The organism is Streptomyces echinoruber (assembly GCF_014651135.1).
GTDB classification, from domain to species: domain Bacteria; phylum Actinomycetota; class Actinomycetes; order Streptomycetales; family Streptomycetaceae; genus Streptomyces; species Streptomyces echinoruber.
Window position 1 is genome coordinate 35920 of record NZ_BMWH01000037.1, and the last position, 16303, is coordinate 52222.

The 16303-nt window shown below is 73.7% G+C and carries 15 protein-coding genes; 3 read left to right on the forward strand and 12 right to left on the reverse strand.

Annotated features, from left to right (window positions below):
- Positions 1-61 precede the first annotated feature (61 nt).
- The 8 genes from IE225_RS29690 to rimP all read right to left on the reverse strand — a co-directional run bounded on the left by IE225_RS29690 (position 62) and on the right by rimP (position 10047).
- A complete protein-coding gene (locus IE225_RS29690; RefSeq protein WP_190060741.1) occupies positions 62-1024 on the reverse strand; it encodes a bifunctional riboflavin kinase/FAD synthetase in 963 nt (320 codons plus the stop codon).
- Positions 1025-2170: 1146 nt separating this feature from the next.
- Positions 2171-3139 (reverse strand): tRNA pseudouridine(55) synthase TruB, encoded by a 969-nt coding sequence (truB, locus tag IE225_RS29695; RefSeq protein ID WP_190060742.1) that lies wholly within the window; start codon positions 3137-3139, stop codon positions 2171-2173.
- A complete protein-coding gene (gene rbfA, locus IE225_RS29700) occupies positions 3136-3585 on the reverse strand; it encodes a 30S ribosome-binding factor RbfA (protein ID WP_190060743.1) in 450 nt (149 codons plus the stop codon). Before rbfA ends, truB begins: the two co-directional genes overlap by 4 nt.
- Positions 3586-3640: 55 nt before the next feature.
- Entirely contained in the window at positions 3641-3934 is a 294-nt protein-coding gene (locus IE225_RS29705; RefSeq protein ID WP_190060756.1) for a DUF503 domain-containing protein, read from the reverse strand.
- 720 nt (positions 3935-4654) lie between these two features.
- The gene (gene infB / locus IE225_RS29710; RefSeq protein ID WP_190060744.1) at positions 4655-7708 is read right to left on the reverse strand and encodes a translation initiation factor IF-2; all 3054 of its coding nucleotides are present in this window, start codon (positions 7706-7708) and stop codon (positions 4655-4657) included.
- Between the two features lie 141 nt (positions 7709-7849).
- Positions 7850-8134, reverse strand: coding sequence for a YlxR family protein (locus tag IE225_RS29715; RefSeq protein WP_190060745.1), 285 nt, complete (start codon positions 8132-8134; stop codon positions 7850-7852).
- Between the two features lie 416 nt (positions 8135-8550).
- A complete protein-coding gene (nusA, locus tag IE225_RS29720) occupies positions 8551-9546 on the reverse strand; it encodes a transcription termination factor NusA (protein WP_190060746.1) in 996 nt (331 codons plus the stop codon).
- A gap of 18 nt (positions 9547-9564) precedes the next feature.
- Complete coding sequence (gene rimP, locus IE225_RS29725) at positions 9565-10047, reverse strand: ribosome maturation factor RimP (RefSeq protein WP_190060747.1); 483 nt, start codon at positions 10045-10047, stop codon at positions 9565-9567.
- Positions 10048-10257: 210 nt separating this feature from the next.
- Here rimP and IE225_RS29730 point away from each other — a divergent pair, with 210 nt between their 5' ends.
- From IE225_RS29730 to IE225_RS29740, 3 genes are read left to right on the forward strand one after another with little or no spacing between them, the layout of a single operon-like run.
- Positions 10258-10821 carry a hypothetical protein gene (locus tag IE225_RS29730; RefSeq protein WP_190060748.1) on the forward strand — a complete coding sequence of 188 codons (564 nt, stop codon included), beginning with the start codon at positions 10258-10260 and terminating at the stop codon, positions 10819-10821.
- Positions 10818-11294 (forward strand): DUF4439 domain-containing protein, encoded by a 477-nt coding sequence (locus IE225_RS29735; RefSeq protein WP_190060749.1) that lies wholly within the window; start codon positions 10818-10820, stop codon positions 11292-11294. The genes IE225_RS29730 and IE225_RS29735 overlap by 4 nt, the downstream gene beginning before the upstream one ends.
- Before the next feature lie 36 nt (positions 11295-11330).
- Entirely contained in the window at positions 11331-12230 is a 900-nt protein-coding gene (locus IE225_RS29740; RefSeq protein ID WP_190060750.1) for an aminoglycoside phosphotransferase family protein, read from the forward strand.
- 49 nt (positions 12231-12279) lie between these two features.
- Here the strand turns inward: IE225_RS29740 and IE225_RS29745 are convergent, their stop codons facing one another.
- The 4 genes from IE225_RS29745 to IE225_RS29760 form a co-directional block, all read right to left on the reverse strand.
- Positions 12280-13983, reverse strand: a complete 1704-nt coding sequence (locus IE225_RS29745) for a proline--tRNA ligase (protein WP_190060751.1) — start codon at positions 13981-13983, stop codon at positions 12280-12282.
- A gap of 108 nt (positions 13984-14091) precedes the next feature.
- On the reverse strand, positions 14092-14697 hold the full coding sequence (locus tag IE225_RS29750; RefSeq protein WP_190060752.1) for a GNAT family N-acetyltransferase: 606 nt from the start codon (positions 14695-14697) through the stop codon (positions 14092-14094).
- A gap of 167 nt (positions 14698-14864) precedes the next feature.
- A complete protein-coding gene (locus tag IE225_RS29755) occupies positions 14865-15713 on the reverse strand; it encodes a GNAT family N-acetyltransferase (RefSeq protein ID WP_190060753.1) in 849 nt (282 codons plus the stop codon).
- Between the two features lie 88 nt (positions 15714-15801).
- On the reverse strand, positions 15802-16303 hold a 502-nt coding region (locus IE225_RS29760; protein WP_190060754.1), incomplete at its 5' end, for a flavodoxin-dependent (E)-4-hydroxy-3-methylbut-2-enyl-diphosphate synthase.

Below are 16303 nucleotides of genomic sequence, written 5' to 3' on the forward strand. Positions count from 1 at the left end.
CGCGGGCACCGGCCGCCCTTCGTCGTCGTGCGAGCGCGCCGCTCGGCGGAGTGCTCGCCGCTCAGCCGTCCGCCGTCCGCCGGTCCTGCTCGATCAGTTCCCGGCAGCGCTGCACGTCCCGCGCCATCTGCTCCAGCAGCGCGTCGACGGTGTCGAACCTGGCCTGCCCGCGCACGAACGCCAGGAAGTCGACGGCGACGTGCAGCCCGTACAGGTCGAGGTCGACGCGGTCGATGGCGTACGCCTCCACCGTGCGCTCGGTGCCGTCGAACTGCGGGTTGGTGCCGACGGAGACGGCGGCCGGCATGACCTCGCCCTGGGCGTGCAGGTAGCCGGCGTAGACGCCGTCGGCGGGGACGGCGGTGTGCGGGAGGGTCTCGACGTTGGCCGTGGGGTAGCCGAGTTCGCGGCCGCGCTGGGCGCCGCGTACGACGACGCCCTCGACGCGGTGCGGGCGGCCGAGGATCTCGCGGACGCCCGTGACGTCGCCCTCGGCGACCAGGCGCCGGGTGAGGGTGGAGGAGAAGGGTTCGCCGCCGCCCGCCTCGCCGGTGACGTACAGGTCGACGACGTCGACCTCGAAGTCGTAGACCTTGCCCTGCTCGGCGAGGAACTCCACGTTGCCGGCGGCCTTGTGGCCGAAGCGGAAGTTGGGGCCCTCGACGACGACCCGCGCGTGCAGCTTGTCGACCAGGACCTTGACGACGAAGTCGGCCGGCGACAGCTTCGAGAACTCCGTGGTGAAGGGGAGGATGAGGACCGCGTCGACGCCGAGTTCGGCCATGAGTTCGGCGCGGCGGTGGTGGGGGGCGAGCAGCGGCGGGTGGCTGCCGGGGCGGACGACCTCGCTGGGGTGCGGGTCGAAGGTGACCACGACACTGGGGATGCCGAGCTCGCGGGCACGGTCCACGGCGTGCCTAATGATCAGCTGGTGTCCGCGGTGGACTCCGTCGTAGGAGCCGATGGTGACGACGCTGCGCCCCCAGTCCTGGGGGATGTCCTCCAAGCCACGCCAGCGCTGCACTGTGACCGCTCCTCGTCGAACCCGTGTCCGGTGGGTGTCTGGTTACGTCTGGTTGCGTCTCGTTTCCTGTTACGCAGGTCTAAGGGTGCCATGCCGGGTCCGCACGGCCCGCATCGGCATGGTCGCTGTGACGGGCCGCACGTGACCGGACACGCCCCGGACATGCCCCGGACACGCCCTGGACAGAGCTTCACACGGGGATTGCGGCCCCGGCCGACCGTTCGCCCGTGCGGCGAGTGCCGGGCCGGCCGGCGCCTCCCACTCCCGCGGAGTGCCCGCCGACCGGCGACGTCGTCGGAGTGGCAAGGCGCGGCAGTGTCGTGCGGGGCGTCGTCGGCGAGGACGAGGATGTGCAGCAGGGCCAGGTGCCCGGCGTGCGGCAGCGGCAGCGCGGTCCAGAAGGCGGGGGCGAACTCCCCCGGTAAGGGGCGCCGTTGGCGGCGGCGGGCGACGATGTGGTCGGCGAGTCGTTCCAGCACGGTGGTGTACGGCGTCGCGTCCGGCACGCCGAGCGGGACCTCCGCGAGCAGCCGGGCGGCCCACCGGGAGGGCGGGCCGGCGTCCAGCGCGTCCACCAACTCGCCCAGTCCGGCGGCGAATCGGTGCCCACCGTGCCGGCGCCCCAGGAGCAGCAGCGCCTGGACGACTGGACGACCGGGCCGATGCGGTGCCGCGGGACGGGCGGCGGAGGTGCCTTTCCGGCGGGGCGGGAGTGGCGCACCAGGACCCGCAGGGCCTCGTCCAGGCGGGCCCCGTTCCGCCATCGTGGTCCTCCCCCGCCGTCCGCCGTGTGCTTCGTCCGCCCCCTGTCCTTCCTCGTCTGTCCTTCCCCGTCCCTGCCACGGAGACGGGCGATGATCGGCGGGACGGAGCGCGGGGCGAACGCGCCCCCTTCCACAACCCCGGTTCACTCCGAGCGCCTGCCCGGTCGGGTGAATGGGCGGTGGCGGCTGGATACACACAGGGTGGGGGAACCGAGGGGGGACCGTGGAGCGGCGGCGAGAACACCCGTGGCCGCCGCTCCACGGGCGAACCGCGAAACCACAACCCGCGAAACCGGACAGCCCGTGGAGCCGGAGCGGAAGGACGGGCTGGGAGAGCGGACGCCGGGAAGACGGACACCGAGGGGACGGACGCCGGGAAGCGTCAGGCGAAGACCGCGAGGCTCTTGCTCCTGCCCCGCTGGTTCTCCACCAGCGCCAGGAACCTCCCGTCGGGGTCGAAGACGGCGACGGGGCCGGCGCCCGCGTACTCCCCGGGCATCTCCAGCAGGACGCCGTTGGCGAGCAGCCGGGCCCGCTTGGCGTCCACGTCCCAGCGCGGGAACGCGGCCGCGGCGGCCTCGGCGATCGGCATGACCGCCAGCTCCTTCTGGAGCTGGTCCAGGGTGCGCGCCTGGTCCAGGCCGTACGGGCCGACCCGGGTGCGGCGCAGGGCGGTCAGGTGGCCGCCGACGCCGAGGTCCGCGCCCAGGTCGCGGGCGAGGGCGCGGATGTAGGTGCCGGAGGAGCACACCACCGACACCACCAGGTCCAGCACCGGGGTGCCGTCGGCGGCGACGGCCGCGCGGACGTCGTGCACGGTGAAGGAGGAGACCGTCACGGGCCGGGCGGGGAGGTCGAAGTCCTCGCCCTCCCGGGCCCGTTTGTACGAGCGCACGCCGTTGATCTTGATGGCGCTGACCTTGGACGGCACCTGCATGATGTCGCCGGTCAGCTTGGCGATCCCGGTGTCGATCGCCTCCCGGGTGATCCGCGAGGCGTCGGTGGAGGCGGTGACCTCTCCCTCGGCGTCGTCGGTGAGCGTCGTCTGGCCGAGGCGGATGGTGCCCAGGTACTCCTTCTCCGTCAGCGCCAGGTGGCCGAGGAGCTTGGTGGCCCGCCCCACGCCGAGGACGAGGACGCCGGTCGCCATCGGGTCCAGGGTGCCGGCGTGCCCGACGCGGCGGGTCCTGGCGATGCCGCGCATCTTGGCGACGACGTCGTGCGAGGTGAAGCCCGACGGCTTGTCGACGACGACGAGGCCGTCGGGCGGCGGGGTGCGCCCCTCGGGCCGCCGCGAGGTGCCGGGCGAGGCGCCGGCGGGGGTGTGGGTGCTGGTGGTGTCGGAGGTCATGCGGTGGTGTCGTCCGTCTCGTCGGCGGCGGGCTTCTTGTACGGGTCCGCGTCGCCGGCGTACGTGGCGCCCGTCGCCGCCTCGCGCACCTTGGCGTCGGAGGCCTTGGCCTTGTCGAGGAGATCCTCGATGGTGCGGGCGGTCTCCGGGAGGGCGTCGGGGACGAAGGTGAGCGTCGGCGTGAACTTCACGCCGGCCGCCTTGCCGACCTCCGAGCGCAGCAGGCCCTTGGCGCTCTCCAGCCCGGCCGCGGCGGCCTTACGCTCCTCCTCGTCGCCGTAGACGGTGTAGAAGACGGTCGCCTCCCGCAGGTCGCCCGTGACCCGGGTGTCGGTGATGGTGACGTGCGAGCCGAGCCGCGGGTCCTTGATCCCGCGCTGCAGCTTCTGGGCCACCACCTCCCGGATGAGGTCCGCCAGCTTCTTAGCCCGCGCGTTGTCGGCCACTGGTCCGTCTCCCGTTCTTTCTGTTCTGTGGTGTGCGTGGTCCTGGTCGTGGGCTTCAGTCGTCGTCGCCGTGGAAGCGCCGTCGGACGGACAGCAGCTCCACTTCGGGGCGGGCGGCGACCAGCCGTTCGCAGCGGTCCAGCAGGTCGGTCAGGTGACCCGCGTCGCCGGAGACCGCGGCGAGACCGATGCCTGCCCTGCGGTAGAGGTCCGTGTGGTCGACCTCGGCCGCGCTCACCGCGAACTTCCGCTGGAGTTCGGCGACGATCGGGCGGACGACGGAGCGCTTCTCCTTCAGCGACCGGACGTCGCCGAGGAGGAGGTCGAAGGACAGAGTCCCCACGTACATGGTGTGATGCCGGTTCACCCGCCGGTACGGGATCGAGGTCCTGCCGCCGGTGTGGGTGGGCAGGGACATCATGAACGGTACCGCGTCCCTGCCGGGAGCTCGACGGGGTTTCCCGGGCCGGGAACGCAGGGGCGCCCCCTGTGCTTCCGAGGGGTTCGCCCGCCCACTCGCCCGACTCGGCCGGTCAAGGGGTGACCGTCGCCCCGGGACTCCGCCCCGGGCCCCGGCGGGGGCTCCGTCCCCTGCCCCTCTGGTGAGGAGCCGTCCACAGCCTTGCGGAGGCCCGCCCGGAGGCTACGGAAACATCAGGGGACTCCGAGGCCCTGGAGGTTCCAGGAGGATTCGGAGGCTCCTGCGGCCTCGGAGGGCTCGGGGATCCGGCTCGAACCTCTGAGAAAGCCCGGTCCGGTACCCCTGTGACTGTGGTAGCTGCGACGGAAGGCTCCGACCGCGTCTTCGAGCCCATCGGTCCCATTGAGCCCAGCAGTCCCATTGAGCCCGGCGAACCCATCAAACCCATCGGGCCCGCGGCAGGGCAGGCCCTGCCCGGGTCCGGAAGCGTGCGTCCCGGTCCCGGGGCCGGGCGTCACCGCTCCGGGACGATGGCGTCCTCGAGTCCGGCCCGAAGGCGTCACCACCCCGGGCCGGAGACACCCGCGGGCCCGTCCACACGGCCACCGGCCGGCGGGAGGTCCCGCCGGCCGGTGGTGTGCCGGGGTGTCACACCCGCGGCTTCTCGCGCATCTCGAAGGTCTGGATGATGTCGTCGACCTTGATGTCGTTGAAGTTTCCGAGGTTGATACCGCCCTCGAAGCCTTCGCGGATCTCGGTGACATCGTCCTTGAAGCGGCGCAGGCCCTCGATGGTGAGGTTGTCCGCCACGACCTTGCCGTCGCGGATGACGCGGGCCTTGGCGTTCCGCCGGACCTCGCCGGAGCGGATGATGACACCCGCGATGTTGCCGAGCTTGGACGACTTGAAGATCTCGCGGATCTCGGCCGTACCGAGCTCGACCTCCTCGTACTCCGGCTTGAGCATGCCCTTGAGGGCCGCCTCGATCTCCTCGATCGCCTGGTAGATGACCGAGTAGTAGCGGACGTCCACGCCCTCGCGCTCGGCCATCTGCTGCGCACGGCCCGCCGCGCGCACGTTGAAGCCGATCACGATGGCGTCCGAGCCCATCGCCAGGTCGATGTCGGACTCCGTGACCGCACCGACGCCGCGGTGCAGGACCCGGATGTCGACGTCCTCGCCGACGTCGAGCTGGAGCAGCGAGGACTCCAGCGCCTCGACGGAACCGGACGCGTCGCCCTTGATGATGAGGTTGAGCTGCTTGACCTCGCTCGCCTTGAGCACCTTGTCGAGGTCCTCGAGGGACACCCGGCGGGTGCGGCGGGCGAACGCGGCGTTGCGCTCGCGGGCGGCGCGCTTCTCGGCGATCTGGCGGGCCGTGCGGTCCTCGTCGACGACGATGAAGCTGTCGCCGGCGTTGGGCACGTTGGTCAGGCCGAGGACCTGGACCGGCGTGGACGGCGGGGCCTCCTCGACGTTGTTGCCGCTGTCGTCGAGCATGGCGCGCACGCGGCCGTAGGCGTCGCCCACCACCATCGTGTCGCCCACGCGCAGGGTGCCGCGCTGGACGAGGACCGTCGCCACGGCACCGCGGCCGCGGTCGAGGCGGGCCTCGATGGCGATGCCCTGCGCGTCCTGGTGCGGGTTGGCCCGCAGGTCCAGGGTGGCGTCGGCGGTGAGGATGACCGCCTCGAGCAGCTCGTCGATGTGCAGCCCCTGCTTGGCGGAGATGTCGACGAACATCGTGTCGCCGCCGTACTCCTCCGCCACCAGGCCGTACTCGGTGAGCTGGCCGCGCACCTTGGTCGGGTCCGCGCCCTCGACGTCGATCTTGTTGACCGCGACCACGATCGGCACGTCGGCCGCCTTGGCGTGGTTGAGCGCCTCGACCGTCTGCGGCATGACGCCGTCGTTGGCCGCGACGACCAGGATCGCGATGTCCGTCGACTTGGCACCGCGGGCACGCATGGCGGTGAACGCCTCGTGACCCGGGGTGTCGATGAAGGTGATCTTGCGGTCCTCGCCGTTGACCTCGGTGGTGACCTGGTAGGCACCGATGTGCTGGGTGATGCCGCCGGCCTCGCCCGCGACGACGTTGGTCTTGCGGATCGCGTCGAGCAGGCGGGTCTTGCCGTGGTCGACGTGACCCATGACGGTGACCACCGGCGGACGCGCGACCAGGCTCTCCTCGTCGCCCTCGTCCTCGCCGAACTCGATGTCGAAGGACTCGAGGAGCTCGCGGTCCTCCTCCTCCGGGCTGACGATCTGGACCTTGTAGTTCATCTCGTCGCCGAGGAGCTGCAGCGCCTCGTCGGAGACGGACTGGGTCGCGGTGACCATCTCGCCCAGGTTCATCATGACCGCGACGAGGGACGCCGGGTTGGCGTTGATCTTCTCCGCGAAGTCGGTGAGCGACGCACCGCGCGACAGCCGGACGGTCTCGCCGTTGCCGCGAGGCAGCATCACACCGCCGACGGACGGGGCCTGCATGGCCTCGTACTCCTGGCGGCGCTGCCGCTTCGACTTGCGGCCGCGGCGCGCCGGACCACCGGGACGGCCGAAGGCGCCCTGCGTGCCGCCGCGGCCACCGGGACCGCCGGGACGACCGCCGAAGCCGGGGCGGCCACCGCCGCCACCGCCGAAGCCGCCACCGCCGCCGGGACGGCCGGCGAAGCCGCCGCCACCGCCGCCCGGACGACCGCCGCCGGGACGGCCGGCGAAGCCGCCGGGGCTGGGACGGCCGCCGCCGGGACGGCCGGCACCGGCCGGGCCGCGACCGCCGGCGGGGCCGGGACGCGGGCCCGCCGCGGGACGCGGCGGCATCATGCCGGGGTTGGGACGCGGGCCGCCGGGACGCGGCGCCTGCGGGCGCGGCATGTTGCCCGGGGTCGGGCGGGAGCCGCCCGGGGCCTGCGGACGCGGACCGCCCTGCGCGGCCGGGGCCTGCGGGCGCGGGCCGGCGCCGGGCGCGCCGGGACGCGGGGCCTGCGGCCGGGGCGCCTGCGGGCGGGCCATGCCGGTGGAACCGCCGGAGGTGAAGGGGTTGTTGCCCGGGCGCGGACCGGCCGGACGCGCGGACGGGCGGGGCGCCGGGGCACCGGGGCGCGGGGACTGCGCGGCCGGGCGGCTCTGGCCGCCCTGGCCCTGACCGCCCTGCTGGCCCTGGCCGGACGCGGCGGGACGGGCACCGGGCTTGGGCGCACCCGGACGCGCGCCGGGCTTGGGCGCGGCGGGAGCCGGGGACGGCGCGGTGAACTCCGGGGAGCCGGGCGCCGCGGGGCGCGGGCCGGGCTTGGGGCCCGGCACCGGGCGCGGGCCGGAGGCCGGCGACGGCGCCGCCGGGGACGACGGGGCGGCCGGAGAGGCGGCCTGCTGCTGGCCCGCGGAGGGCCTGGGCACCGGCTTCGGGGCAGCCGGACGGTCCCCCGCCGGCTTGACGCCGGGGGAGGTGCCGCCGGCCTGCGCCGGGGTCGGCGCGGCGGGCCTGGGGGCGGCCTTCTTCGGTGCCGCGGGCTTCGCGGCGGACTTGCCGTTGCCTCCGCCTCCCTGCTGGAAGGCGTCGGTCAGCTTGCGTACTACGGGCGCCTCGATCGTCGAGGACGCCGAACGGACGAATTCACCGAGCTCCTGGAGCTTGGCCATGACGACCTTGCTCTCGACTCCGAACTCCTTGGCGAGTTCGTAAACCCGGACCTTAGCCACTTCGCTCCTTTGAGGTCCGGGAGTGAACTCCGGACCGTCGCTAGTTCATGGGCGTACTCATCGCGTACTCATCGAGTGCTCATCGCAATCTCGACCTGCTTTCACTCGCGAGGTACCAGACCGCACGGGGTGTCCGTGCGGTCACGTCTTACCGTGTGTCTGCTCGACGTGCCGGCGCAACGCCTTTACGTCGAGCGGCCCCGGGACGCGCAGCGCCCGCGGGAACGCCCGGCGGCGTACCGCCTGGTCGAGACAGACCAGTGCGGGGTGTACATAGGCACCCCGGCCGGGCAGCGTACCGCGAAGATCGGGGACGCACTCGCCCTCGATCACCACGGTCCGCAGCAGTTCGGCCTTGGCCGCGCGCTCCCGGCACCCCACACAGGTGCGCTCAGGGCATGCGCGGGTACGCGTCCGGCCAGACACCCTTAAGTCTACCTCCCCGCACCGACCTCACCCCTTTGGGGCAAGAGTCGAACAGTTGCCGTGCGCAAGACTGTCGTGATCCGAACGACCTGCGGCACAGATCTATTCCCCCGTTCGGGGGCTTCCTATTCGGACGCCTGCTCAGACGGCCACCCGGACGCGCCGGGACGTCCCGGACGCGCCCCCGGCAGGACTGCCCGGTTGCGCCCGGCACGACCGTCCGGCCGGGCCGCGACGGCCGCGCGGAGCGGGCTCGTACGGCGACCGGGGGCCGGTCGACACCGTACGGGCTGGACGGGTTCTCCCGACGCCGTCGGACACCGCGTCGTGCGCCGCAGGACACCGCTGTGCGCCACCGGACGCCGTCGTACGCCTCCGTGCGCCCCGTCGACGCCCCTGGAGGCGCCCGGGGCGGCTCATCCCTCCGTCGGCGGCGCCTGCTCGGTGTCCGGGCGGATGTCGATGCGCCAGCCGGTCAGGCGGGCGGCGAGGCGGGCGTTCTGGCCCTCCTTGCCGATCGCCAGCGACAGCTGGTAGTCGGGCACGGTGACCCGGGCCGACCGGGACGCCATGTCGACGATGTCCACCTTGGAGACGCGGGCCGGGGAGAGGGCGTTGGCCACCATCTGGGCCGGGTCGTCCGACCAGTCGACGATGTCGATCTTCTCACCGTTCAGCTCGGCCATGACATTGCGCACACGGCCGCCCATGGGGCCGATGCAGGCGCCCTTGGCGTTGAGCCCGGGCCGCGTGGACCGGACGGCGATCTTGGTGCGGTGGCCGGCCTCGCGGGCGATCGCGGCGATCTCCACCGAGCCGTCGGCGATCTCCGGCACCTCCAGGGCGAAGAGCTTCTTCACCAGGTTCGGGTGGGTGCGCGAGAGCGTCACGGACGGGCCGCGCACGCCCTTGGCGACCCGCACGACGTAGGAGCGCAGGCGCTTGCCGTGCTCGTAGGTCTCGCCGGGGGCCTGCTCCTGCGCGGGCAGGATGGCCTCCAGCTTGCCGATGTCGACCAGCACGTTCTTCGGGTCGCGGCCCTGCTGCACCACACCGGTGACGATGTCGCCCTCGCGGCCGGCGTACTCGCCGAGCGTCTGCTCGTCCTCCGCGTCGCGCAGCCGCTGCAGGATCACCTGCTTGGCGGTGGTCGCCGCGATCCGGCCGAAACCCGACGGTGTGTCGTCGAACTCGCGGGGCTCCTGGCCGGGTTCGAGGTCCTCGGGGTCCTCCTTGGCCCACACGGTGACGTGGCCGGTGTTCCGGTCGAGCTCCACGCGTGCGTGGCGGCGGCTTCCCTCGGTGCGGTGGTAGGCGATGAGGAGAGCGGCCTCGATCGCCTCGACCAGCCGGTCGAAGGAGATCTCCTTCTCCCGTACCAAACCCCGCAGGGCACTCATGTCGATGTCCACGGCTTCGCCTCCTCTTCCTTACGTGTCCTTGCGGTTGAACTCGACCTGGACTCGCGCCCTGGCGATGTCCGCGAAGGGGAGCCTGCGCGCCGTGGGCTTGCGGCCCTTCACTCCGGGTACCTCGAGATCGAGTCCCTCGTCGTCGACCTTCAGGATCCTGGCGACCAGCTCGCCGCCCTCGGTCAACTGGAATCTGACCAGCCGGCCGGTGGCTCTGACGTAGTGCCGGTGCTCCTTGAGGAGGCGCTCCGCGCCCGGGGTGCCGACTTCGAGGGTGTACTCGCCCTCGCCCATCACGTCCGTCTCGTCCAGCTTCGCCGAGAGCGCGCGGCTCACCTCGGCGATCCGGTCGAGGTCCGCCCCGGTGTCGGAGTCGACGACGACGCGGAGCACACGCTTGCGGCCGACCGAGTCCACGGTGATCTCTTCGAGATCCAGGCCCTGGGAGCTGACGAGCGGTTCCAGGAGCTCTCGCAGCCTCTCGCTCTGGGTGGTGCTCATCCGGGTGACTCCTCGGCCGCGTGTGCTGTTGTGGGAAGGTCGCGTCTCAGGTCACAGCGTATCCGGTCCCGGAGGGTGTTGCCGTCCACCCGGGCGTCGTGCGGGCCGCGGGCGGTGCCGGTGGGTGGCGTCGTACAGGTGCGCGGGTACGGTGATCACGGGCGTGTCGCCCCCAGCTCCTGTTCCGTACGATCCCCGAGGACGTCCGCCGTGCCGCTCCCCCCACCGCCGCGCGCCCGTACGGGGCCGCGCAGAAGAACCGTGCTCGCCTCCGCCGCCGGGGGCCTGTTGCTGGCCGGCTGCTCGGCCGGGTCCGGGGAGACGGGCGGCGGCCGGCCGGCCGCGGAGCGCCTTCGCGCGCGGGCGGCCCGGGACAGCGAGCGGCTGGCCGCGCACTACGACGCCGTGGTCGCGGCGCACCCGGGGCTGGCGGAGCGGCTGCGGCCGCTGCGGGCGGAGGTCGTGCGGCACGCGCGCGCGTTCGGCGGCGGCTCCGCAGCCGCCTCCCCGTCGGCGTCGGCGTCCGCGTCGGCGTCCGCGTCGGCGTCCGCGTCGGTGTCCGCGTCGGCGTCCGCGTCGGTGTCGCCCGCCGCCGTGCCGGCCGACGAGAAGCAGGCCCTGGCCTCCCTGGCCGCCGCCGAGCGGGCGCTGGCCGACCGGCGTACCGCCGCGCTGCTGGACGCGCCGGGCGAACTGGCGCGGCTGCTGGCCTCGGTGGCGGCGGCGGGCGCCGCGCACGTCTACCTGCTGACGGCACAGGAGGCCGCCCGATGAGCGGGACCGGGGAGGCCGGGAGGCGGGAACTGGCGGCGCTGCAGGCGGCGCTGGCCGCGGAGCACGCGGCGGTGTACGGGTACGGCGTGGTGGGCGGCCGCATCGGCGAGGCGCGGCGCGAGCAGGCGCGATCGGCCTGGGACGCGCACCGGGCGCGCCGGGACGCGCTGGCGCGGCGGATACGGGACCTGGGCGGGCGGCCGGTGGCCGCGGCGGCGGCGTACGCGCTGCCGTTCCCGGTGCCGGACGCGGAGGCGGCGGCGCGGCTCGCCGCGGAACTGGAGGACCGGGTGGCCGGGGTGTACGCGGACGCGGTGCGGGCCACGACGGGCGAGCGGCGGCGGGAGGCCGCCGGGGCGCTGGCGGAGGCGGCGGTGCGGGCGGTGCGCTGGCGCGGCGGGAGCGTAGCCTTCCCTGGTCTCGCCGAGCGGGCGGCGGCCGCCCCGGCGCCCTCGGCGACACCGACGGGATGAGACGTACGGCGCTCGTGGAAAGGGAACGACTCGCGCATGGCTTTCGAACCGCCGCAGCGTCTGGTGCGGGCACTCGCCGAGACCGCGCCGGACGGTGACGACTGGCTCGCGCTGCTGCCCGGCCTGGTGCAGCGGGCCGCCGCGGAGCGCGGGTTGACCGTGGAGCGGGTGCAGGTGCCCGGGGGGCGCAGCAGCCTGGTGCTGCTGGTGCGGCGCGCGGACGGCACTCCGGCGGTGCTGAAACTGGCGCCGCCCCGGGCCCGCCCGGAGAGCGAGCGAGCCGCGCTCGCCCACTGGGCCGGGCGGGGTGCCGTGCGGCTCCTGGACGCCGATCCGGCCGAGGGGGTGCTGCTGCTGGAGCGGCTGCACCCGGAGGTGTCGGTGCGCACCCTGCCGGAGGCGAGGGCGCTGCTGGAGGCGGCGGACACGCTGCGGCGGCTGTGGGTGGAGCCGCCCGCCGGCCACTCCTTCGAGACGGTGGCCGAGCGCACCGGCCGGCAGGCGGCGGCCATGCGGGCCGGCGCCCGGTCCCGGCCGGAGGTCGCGCCCCTGGTCGACGCGGCCCTGGCGGCGCGTGAGGCGCTGCTGGCCGCCCCGCCCGAGGAGCGGCTGCTGCACGGCACCCTGCGCCAGAGCAAGATCCTCGCCGGGGACCGCATGCCCTGGCTGGCGGTCGGCCCCGATCCGGTGGTCGGCGAGTGCGCCTTCGACCTGGCCCGCCTGGTGCGCGACCGGGTGGAGGACCTGATCGCGGCGCCGTCCGGGGCCGCGATCACCCGTCGCCGGGTCAAGCGGCTCGCGGAGTCCCTGGAGGTGGACCAGGAGCGGCTGCGCGGCTGGACGCTGTTCCGCGCCGTGGAGTCGGGTGTGCGGGCGCACCGGGTCGGGCGGGGGCGGGACGCCGAGCTGCTGCTGGAGTTCGCGAGCTGGCTGTGACCGGTGGGACCGGGCCTCGGGGCCCGGTCCCGCGCCGTGCGGGAGGCGGTCAGGCCGAGGTCAGGCGGGCGAGGGCGTCCTCGATCGGGAGTTCCTCGCGCTCGCCGGTGCGGCGGTCCCGGAGTTCGACGACGCCCTCGCCGGCGCGCCGCCCGACGACCAGGATGGCCGGTACGCCGATGAGTTCGGCGTCGGTGAACTTCACGCCCGGGGAGACACCGGCCCGGTCGTCGACGAGGACCCGGACGCCGGCGGCGGCGAGCCGGCCGGAGACGTCGAGGGCGACCTCGGTCTGCTGGGCCTTGCCGGCGGCGACGACGTGCACGTCGGCCGGGGCGACCTCCTTGGGCCAGATCAGGCCCTTGTCGTCGGCGTGCTGCTCGGCGAGGGCGGCGACGGCGCGGGAGACGCCGATGCCGTAGGAGCCCATGGTGACGCGGACGGGCTTGCCGTTCTGGCCGAGGACGTCGAGCTTGAGGGCGTCGGTGTACTTGCGGCCGAGCTGGAAGATGTGGCCGATCTCGATGGCGCGGTCCAGCTTCAGGCCGGTGCCGCACTTCGGGCAGGGGTCGCCCTCCTGCACGACGACGACGTCGACGTACTCGTCGACCTGGAAGTCGCGGCCGGCGACGACGTTCCTGGCGTGCGTGTCGGGCTTGTTGGCGCCGGTGATCCACGCGGTGCCGGGGGCCACGCGCGGGTCGGCGATGTACTTCACCTTGTCCAGCCCCTGCGGGCCGACGTAGCCGCGGACCAGGTCCGGCCGGTTGGCGAAGTCCCCCTCGGTGACCATCTCGACGACGGCCGGGGCGAAGTGCGCCTCGACCTTGTCCAGGTCGACCTCGCGGTCGCCGGGCACGCCGACGGCGACGATCTCGCCGTCGACCTTGACCAGAAGGTTCTTCAGGGTCGCGGAGGCGGGGACGCCGAGCGAGGCGGCGAGGGTCTCGATCGTCGGGGTGTCGGGGGTGGGGATCTCCTCGGCGGCCGGGACGTCGGAGGCGTCCACCGGCTTCAGCTCGTAGGTGATCGCCTCGGTGTTGGCGGCGAAGTCGCAGTTCGGGCAGTCGGCGAAGGTGTCCTCGCCGGCGGCGGCCGGGGCGAGGAACTCCTCCGACTTGGAGCCGCCCATCGCGCCGGCGGTCGCCGCGCAGATGCGGTAGTCGAGGCCGAGGCGGTCGAAGATGCGCTGGTAGGCCTGGCGGTGCAGGGCGTAGGAGCGGGCGAGGCCCTCGTCGTCGAGGTCGAAGGAGTAGGAGTCCTTCATCTGGAACTCGCGGCCGCGCAGGATGCCGGCGCGGGGCCGGGCCTCGTCCCGGTACTTGGTCTGGATCTGGTAGAGGATGACCGGCAGGTCCTTGTAGGAGGTCGCCTGGTCCTTCACCAGCAGGGTGAAGATCTCCTCGTGGGTGGGGCCGAGGAGGTAGTCGCCGCCCTTGCGGTCCTTCAGGCGGAACAGTTCGGCGCCGTACTCGTCCCAGCGGCCGGTCGCCTCGTACGGCTCGCGCGGCAGCAGCGCGGGCAGCAGCACCTCCTGCGCGCCGATGGCGTCCATCTCCTCGCGGACGATGCGCTCCACGTTGGCGAGGACCTTGCGGCCGAGCGGCAGCCAGGACCAGACGCCGGCGGCGGTGCGGCGTACGTAGCCGGCGCGGACCAGGAGTTTGTGGCTGAGCACCTCGGCGTCCGCCGGGTCGTCGCGCAGGGTCTTGGCCATCAACTGGGACATGCGCTGGACCGGTGCGTTCGCCATGGTTCTCGTACTCCTGCTGCTGGGGTTCCCTGGCCCTGGCGAAGCCGGGAGCCGGGGAGGGGTGATGGGCAGGAGGGTAGCCGGGCGGTCCGCCGCGGCGGAAATCGGTTATGCGTCGCCGGCCCGTTCCCCGGCCGCCGTCCCGCCCTTGCGGCGCAGCGGCAGGTGGGCGCCCATCACGGCGTACGGCTTGGGGGCGCTGGGGAAGAGGACCTGCCGGGCGAGGTCGGCGTAGCCCAGGGAGCGGTACAGCGCCCGCGCGGGGCTGTCGGTGTCGATCGCGGAGAGGATCGAGCGGGGCTCGGCGGCGGCGTCGGTGAGGGTGGTGATGAGGGCGCGGCCGACGCCGCGGTTCTGGTGGTGCGGGTGGACGTGCAGCTCGGTGATGACGAACGAGTCGTCCAGCCAGTCCTCGTGGCCGCGCACGCGCAGGTAGGGCTCGACGACCGTGGACCACCAGTGGGTGCGGTCGTTGGGCATGCCGTAGACGAACCCGACCAGTTCGCCGCGGGCGGTGGTGGCGCCGAGGGCCCTGGCCCCCGGGTAGGTCATGTGCCGCTGCACGATCTGGCGGCGGACGGCGACCTCGTCGGCGCTGAGCCCGAAGGCCACCGCCTGGACGGCCAGGGCCTCGTCGACGCGGGCGGCGAGGTCGAGCGGGCCGATCACGATGTCGTCGGAGCGGCGGGGGCCGTGACCGGGGATGCGCAGCATGTGGGGAGCCTACAGGGGGGTGCGGGTGGCGGTGTGCGGGCAGGTGGTCCGTGACAAGGTGCGGTGCACAGCGGCGCGCTCGTGCGTCGGAACGGCGGGCTCGTCAAGCGGAACGGCGGGCTCGTCAAGCGGGACGGCGTCATCCATCGGAACGGCGCGCTCGCGCGTCAGAACAGCACGCTCATGAACTCGCCGACCTCGCGGAAGCCCACCCTGCGGTAGGTCCGGCGCGCCGGGGTGTTGAAGTCGTTCACGTACAGGCTCACCACCGGCGCCACCTCGGTCAGCGCGTAGCGCAGGACGGCGGCCATGCCCGGCGCGGCCAGACCGCGGCCCCGGTACTCGGGGGCCACCCACACGCCCTGGATCTGGCAGGCCTGGGGGGTGGCCGCGCCGATCTCGGCCTTGAACACCACCTTGCCGTCGTCGTCGAGGCGGGCGAAGGAGCGTCCGGAGCCGACGAGTTCGGCGACGCGGGCCTGGTAGAGGAGGCCGCCGTCGCCGGCGAGCGGGGAGACGCCGACCTCCTCGGTGAACATCGCCACGCACGCCGGGAGGATGGTCTCCATCTCGTCCTTGCGGATGCGGCGGACGTACGGGTCGGGCGCGACGTCGGCAGGCATGCGGTCGGCGATCATCAGGGGCTGGTGGGCGCGGACTTCGCGGGCCGGGCCCCAGCTGGGTTCGAGCAGCCGCCACAGTTCGGCGGTGGCGTCGGCGGGGCCGACGATGGAGGAGCAGCGGCGCCCGGCCCGCCGGGCGCGCTCGGCGAAGGCGCGGACGGCGCGGGGGGTGGCGCAGATGGGGACGAGGTTGGCGCCGGCGTAGCACAGGGAGGTGAGCACGCCGTCCTCGTACCAGCCCCACATCTCGCCGCCGAGCCGCCACGGGTCCAGGCCCGCCACCTGCACGCGCGAGGTCACGAAGGCGTTCGCGACGGGTTCGCGGTCCAGGACGGCGAGCGCGGCCTCCAGGTCGTCCGGTCCGAGAACCCGGGAAGTGGTCTGGGTCAACACGTGCGGGGCCTCACCCTAAGGTCTGCGGATCTCCGCACTGTACCTGCCGTGGTCGTGCCGCGCCGAGCCCCCGGGGGCCGGGACGGGCTCAGCCGGCGACGGACACCTGCGGTTCGCCGGAGGCGGCGCCGTCGGCCTGCATCTGCTCGGCGAGTTTCATCGCCTCCTCGATGAGGGTCTCGACGATCTTCGACTCGGGGACGGTCTTGATGACCTCGCCCTTGACGAAGATCTGCCCCTTGCCGTTGCCGGAGGCGACGCCGAGGTCGGCCTCGCGGGCCTCGCCGGGGCCGTTGACCACGCAGCCCATCACCGCCACCCGCAGCGGCACCTCCATGCCCTGAAGGCCCGCGGTGACCTCCTCCGCCAGCTTGTACACGTCCACCTGCGCCCGCCCGCACGACGGGCACGAGACGATCTCCAGCCGCCGCTGCCGCAGCCCCAGCGCCTCCAGGATCGCGATGCCGACCTTGACCTCCTCCGCCGGCGGCGCGCTCAGCGACACCCGGATGGTGTCCCCGATGCCCTGGGAGAGCAGCGCCCCGAACGCCACCGCCGACTTGATCGTGCCCTGGAAGGCCGGGCCCGCC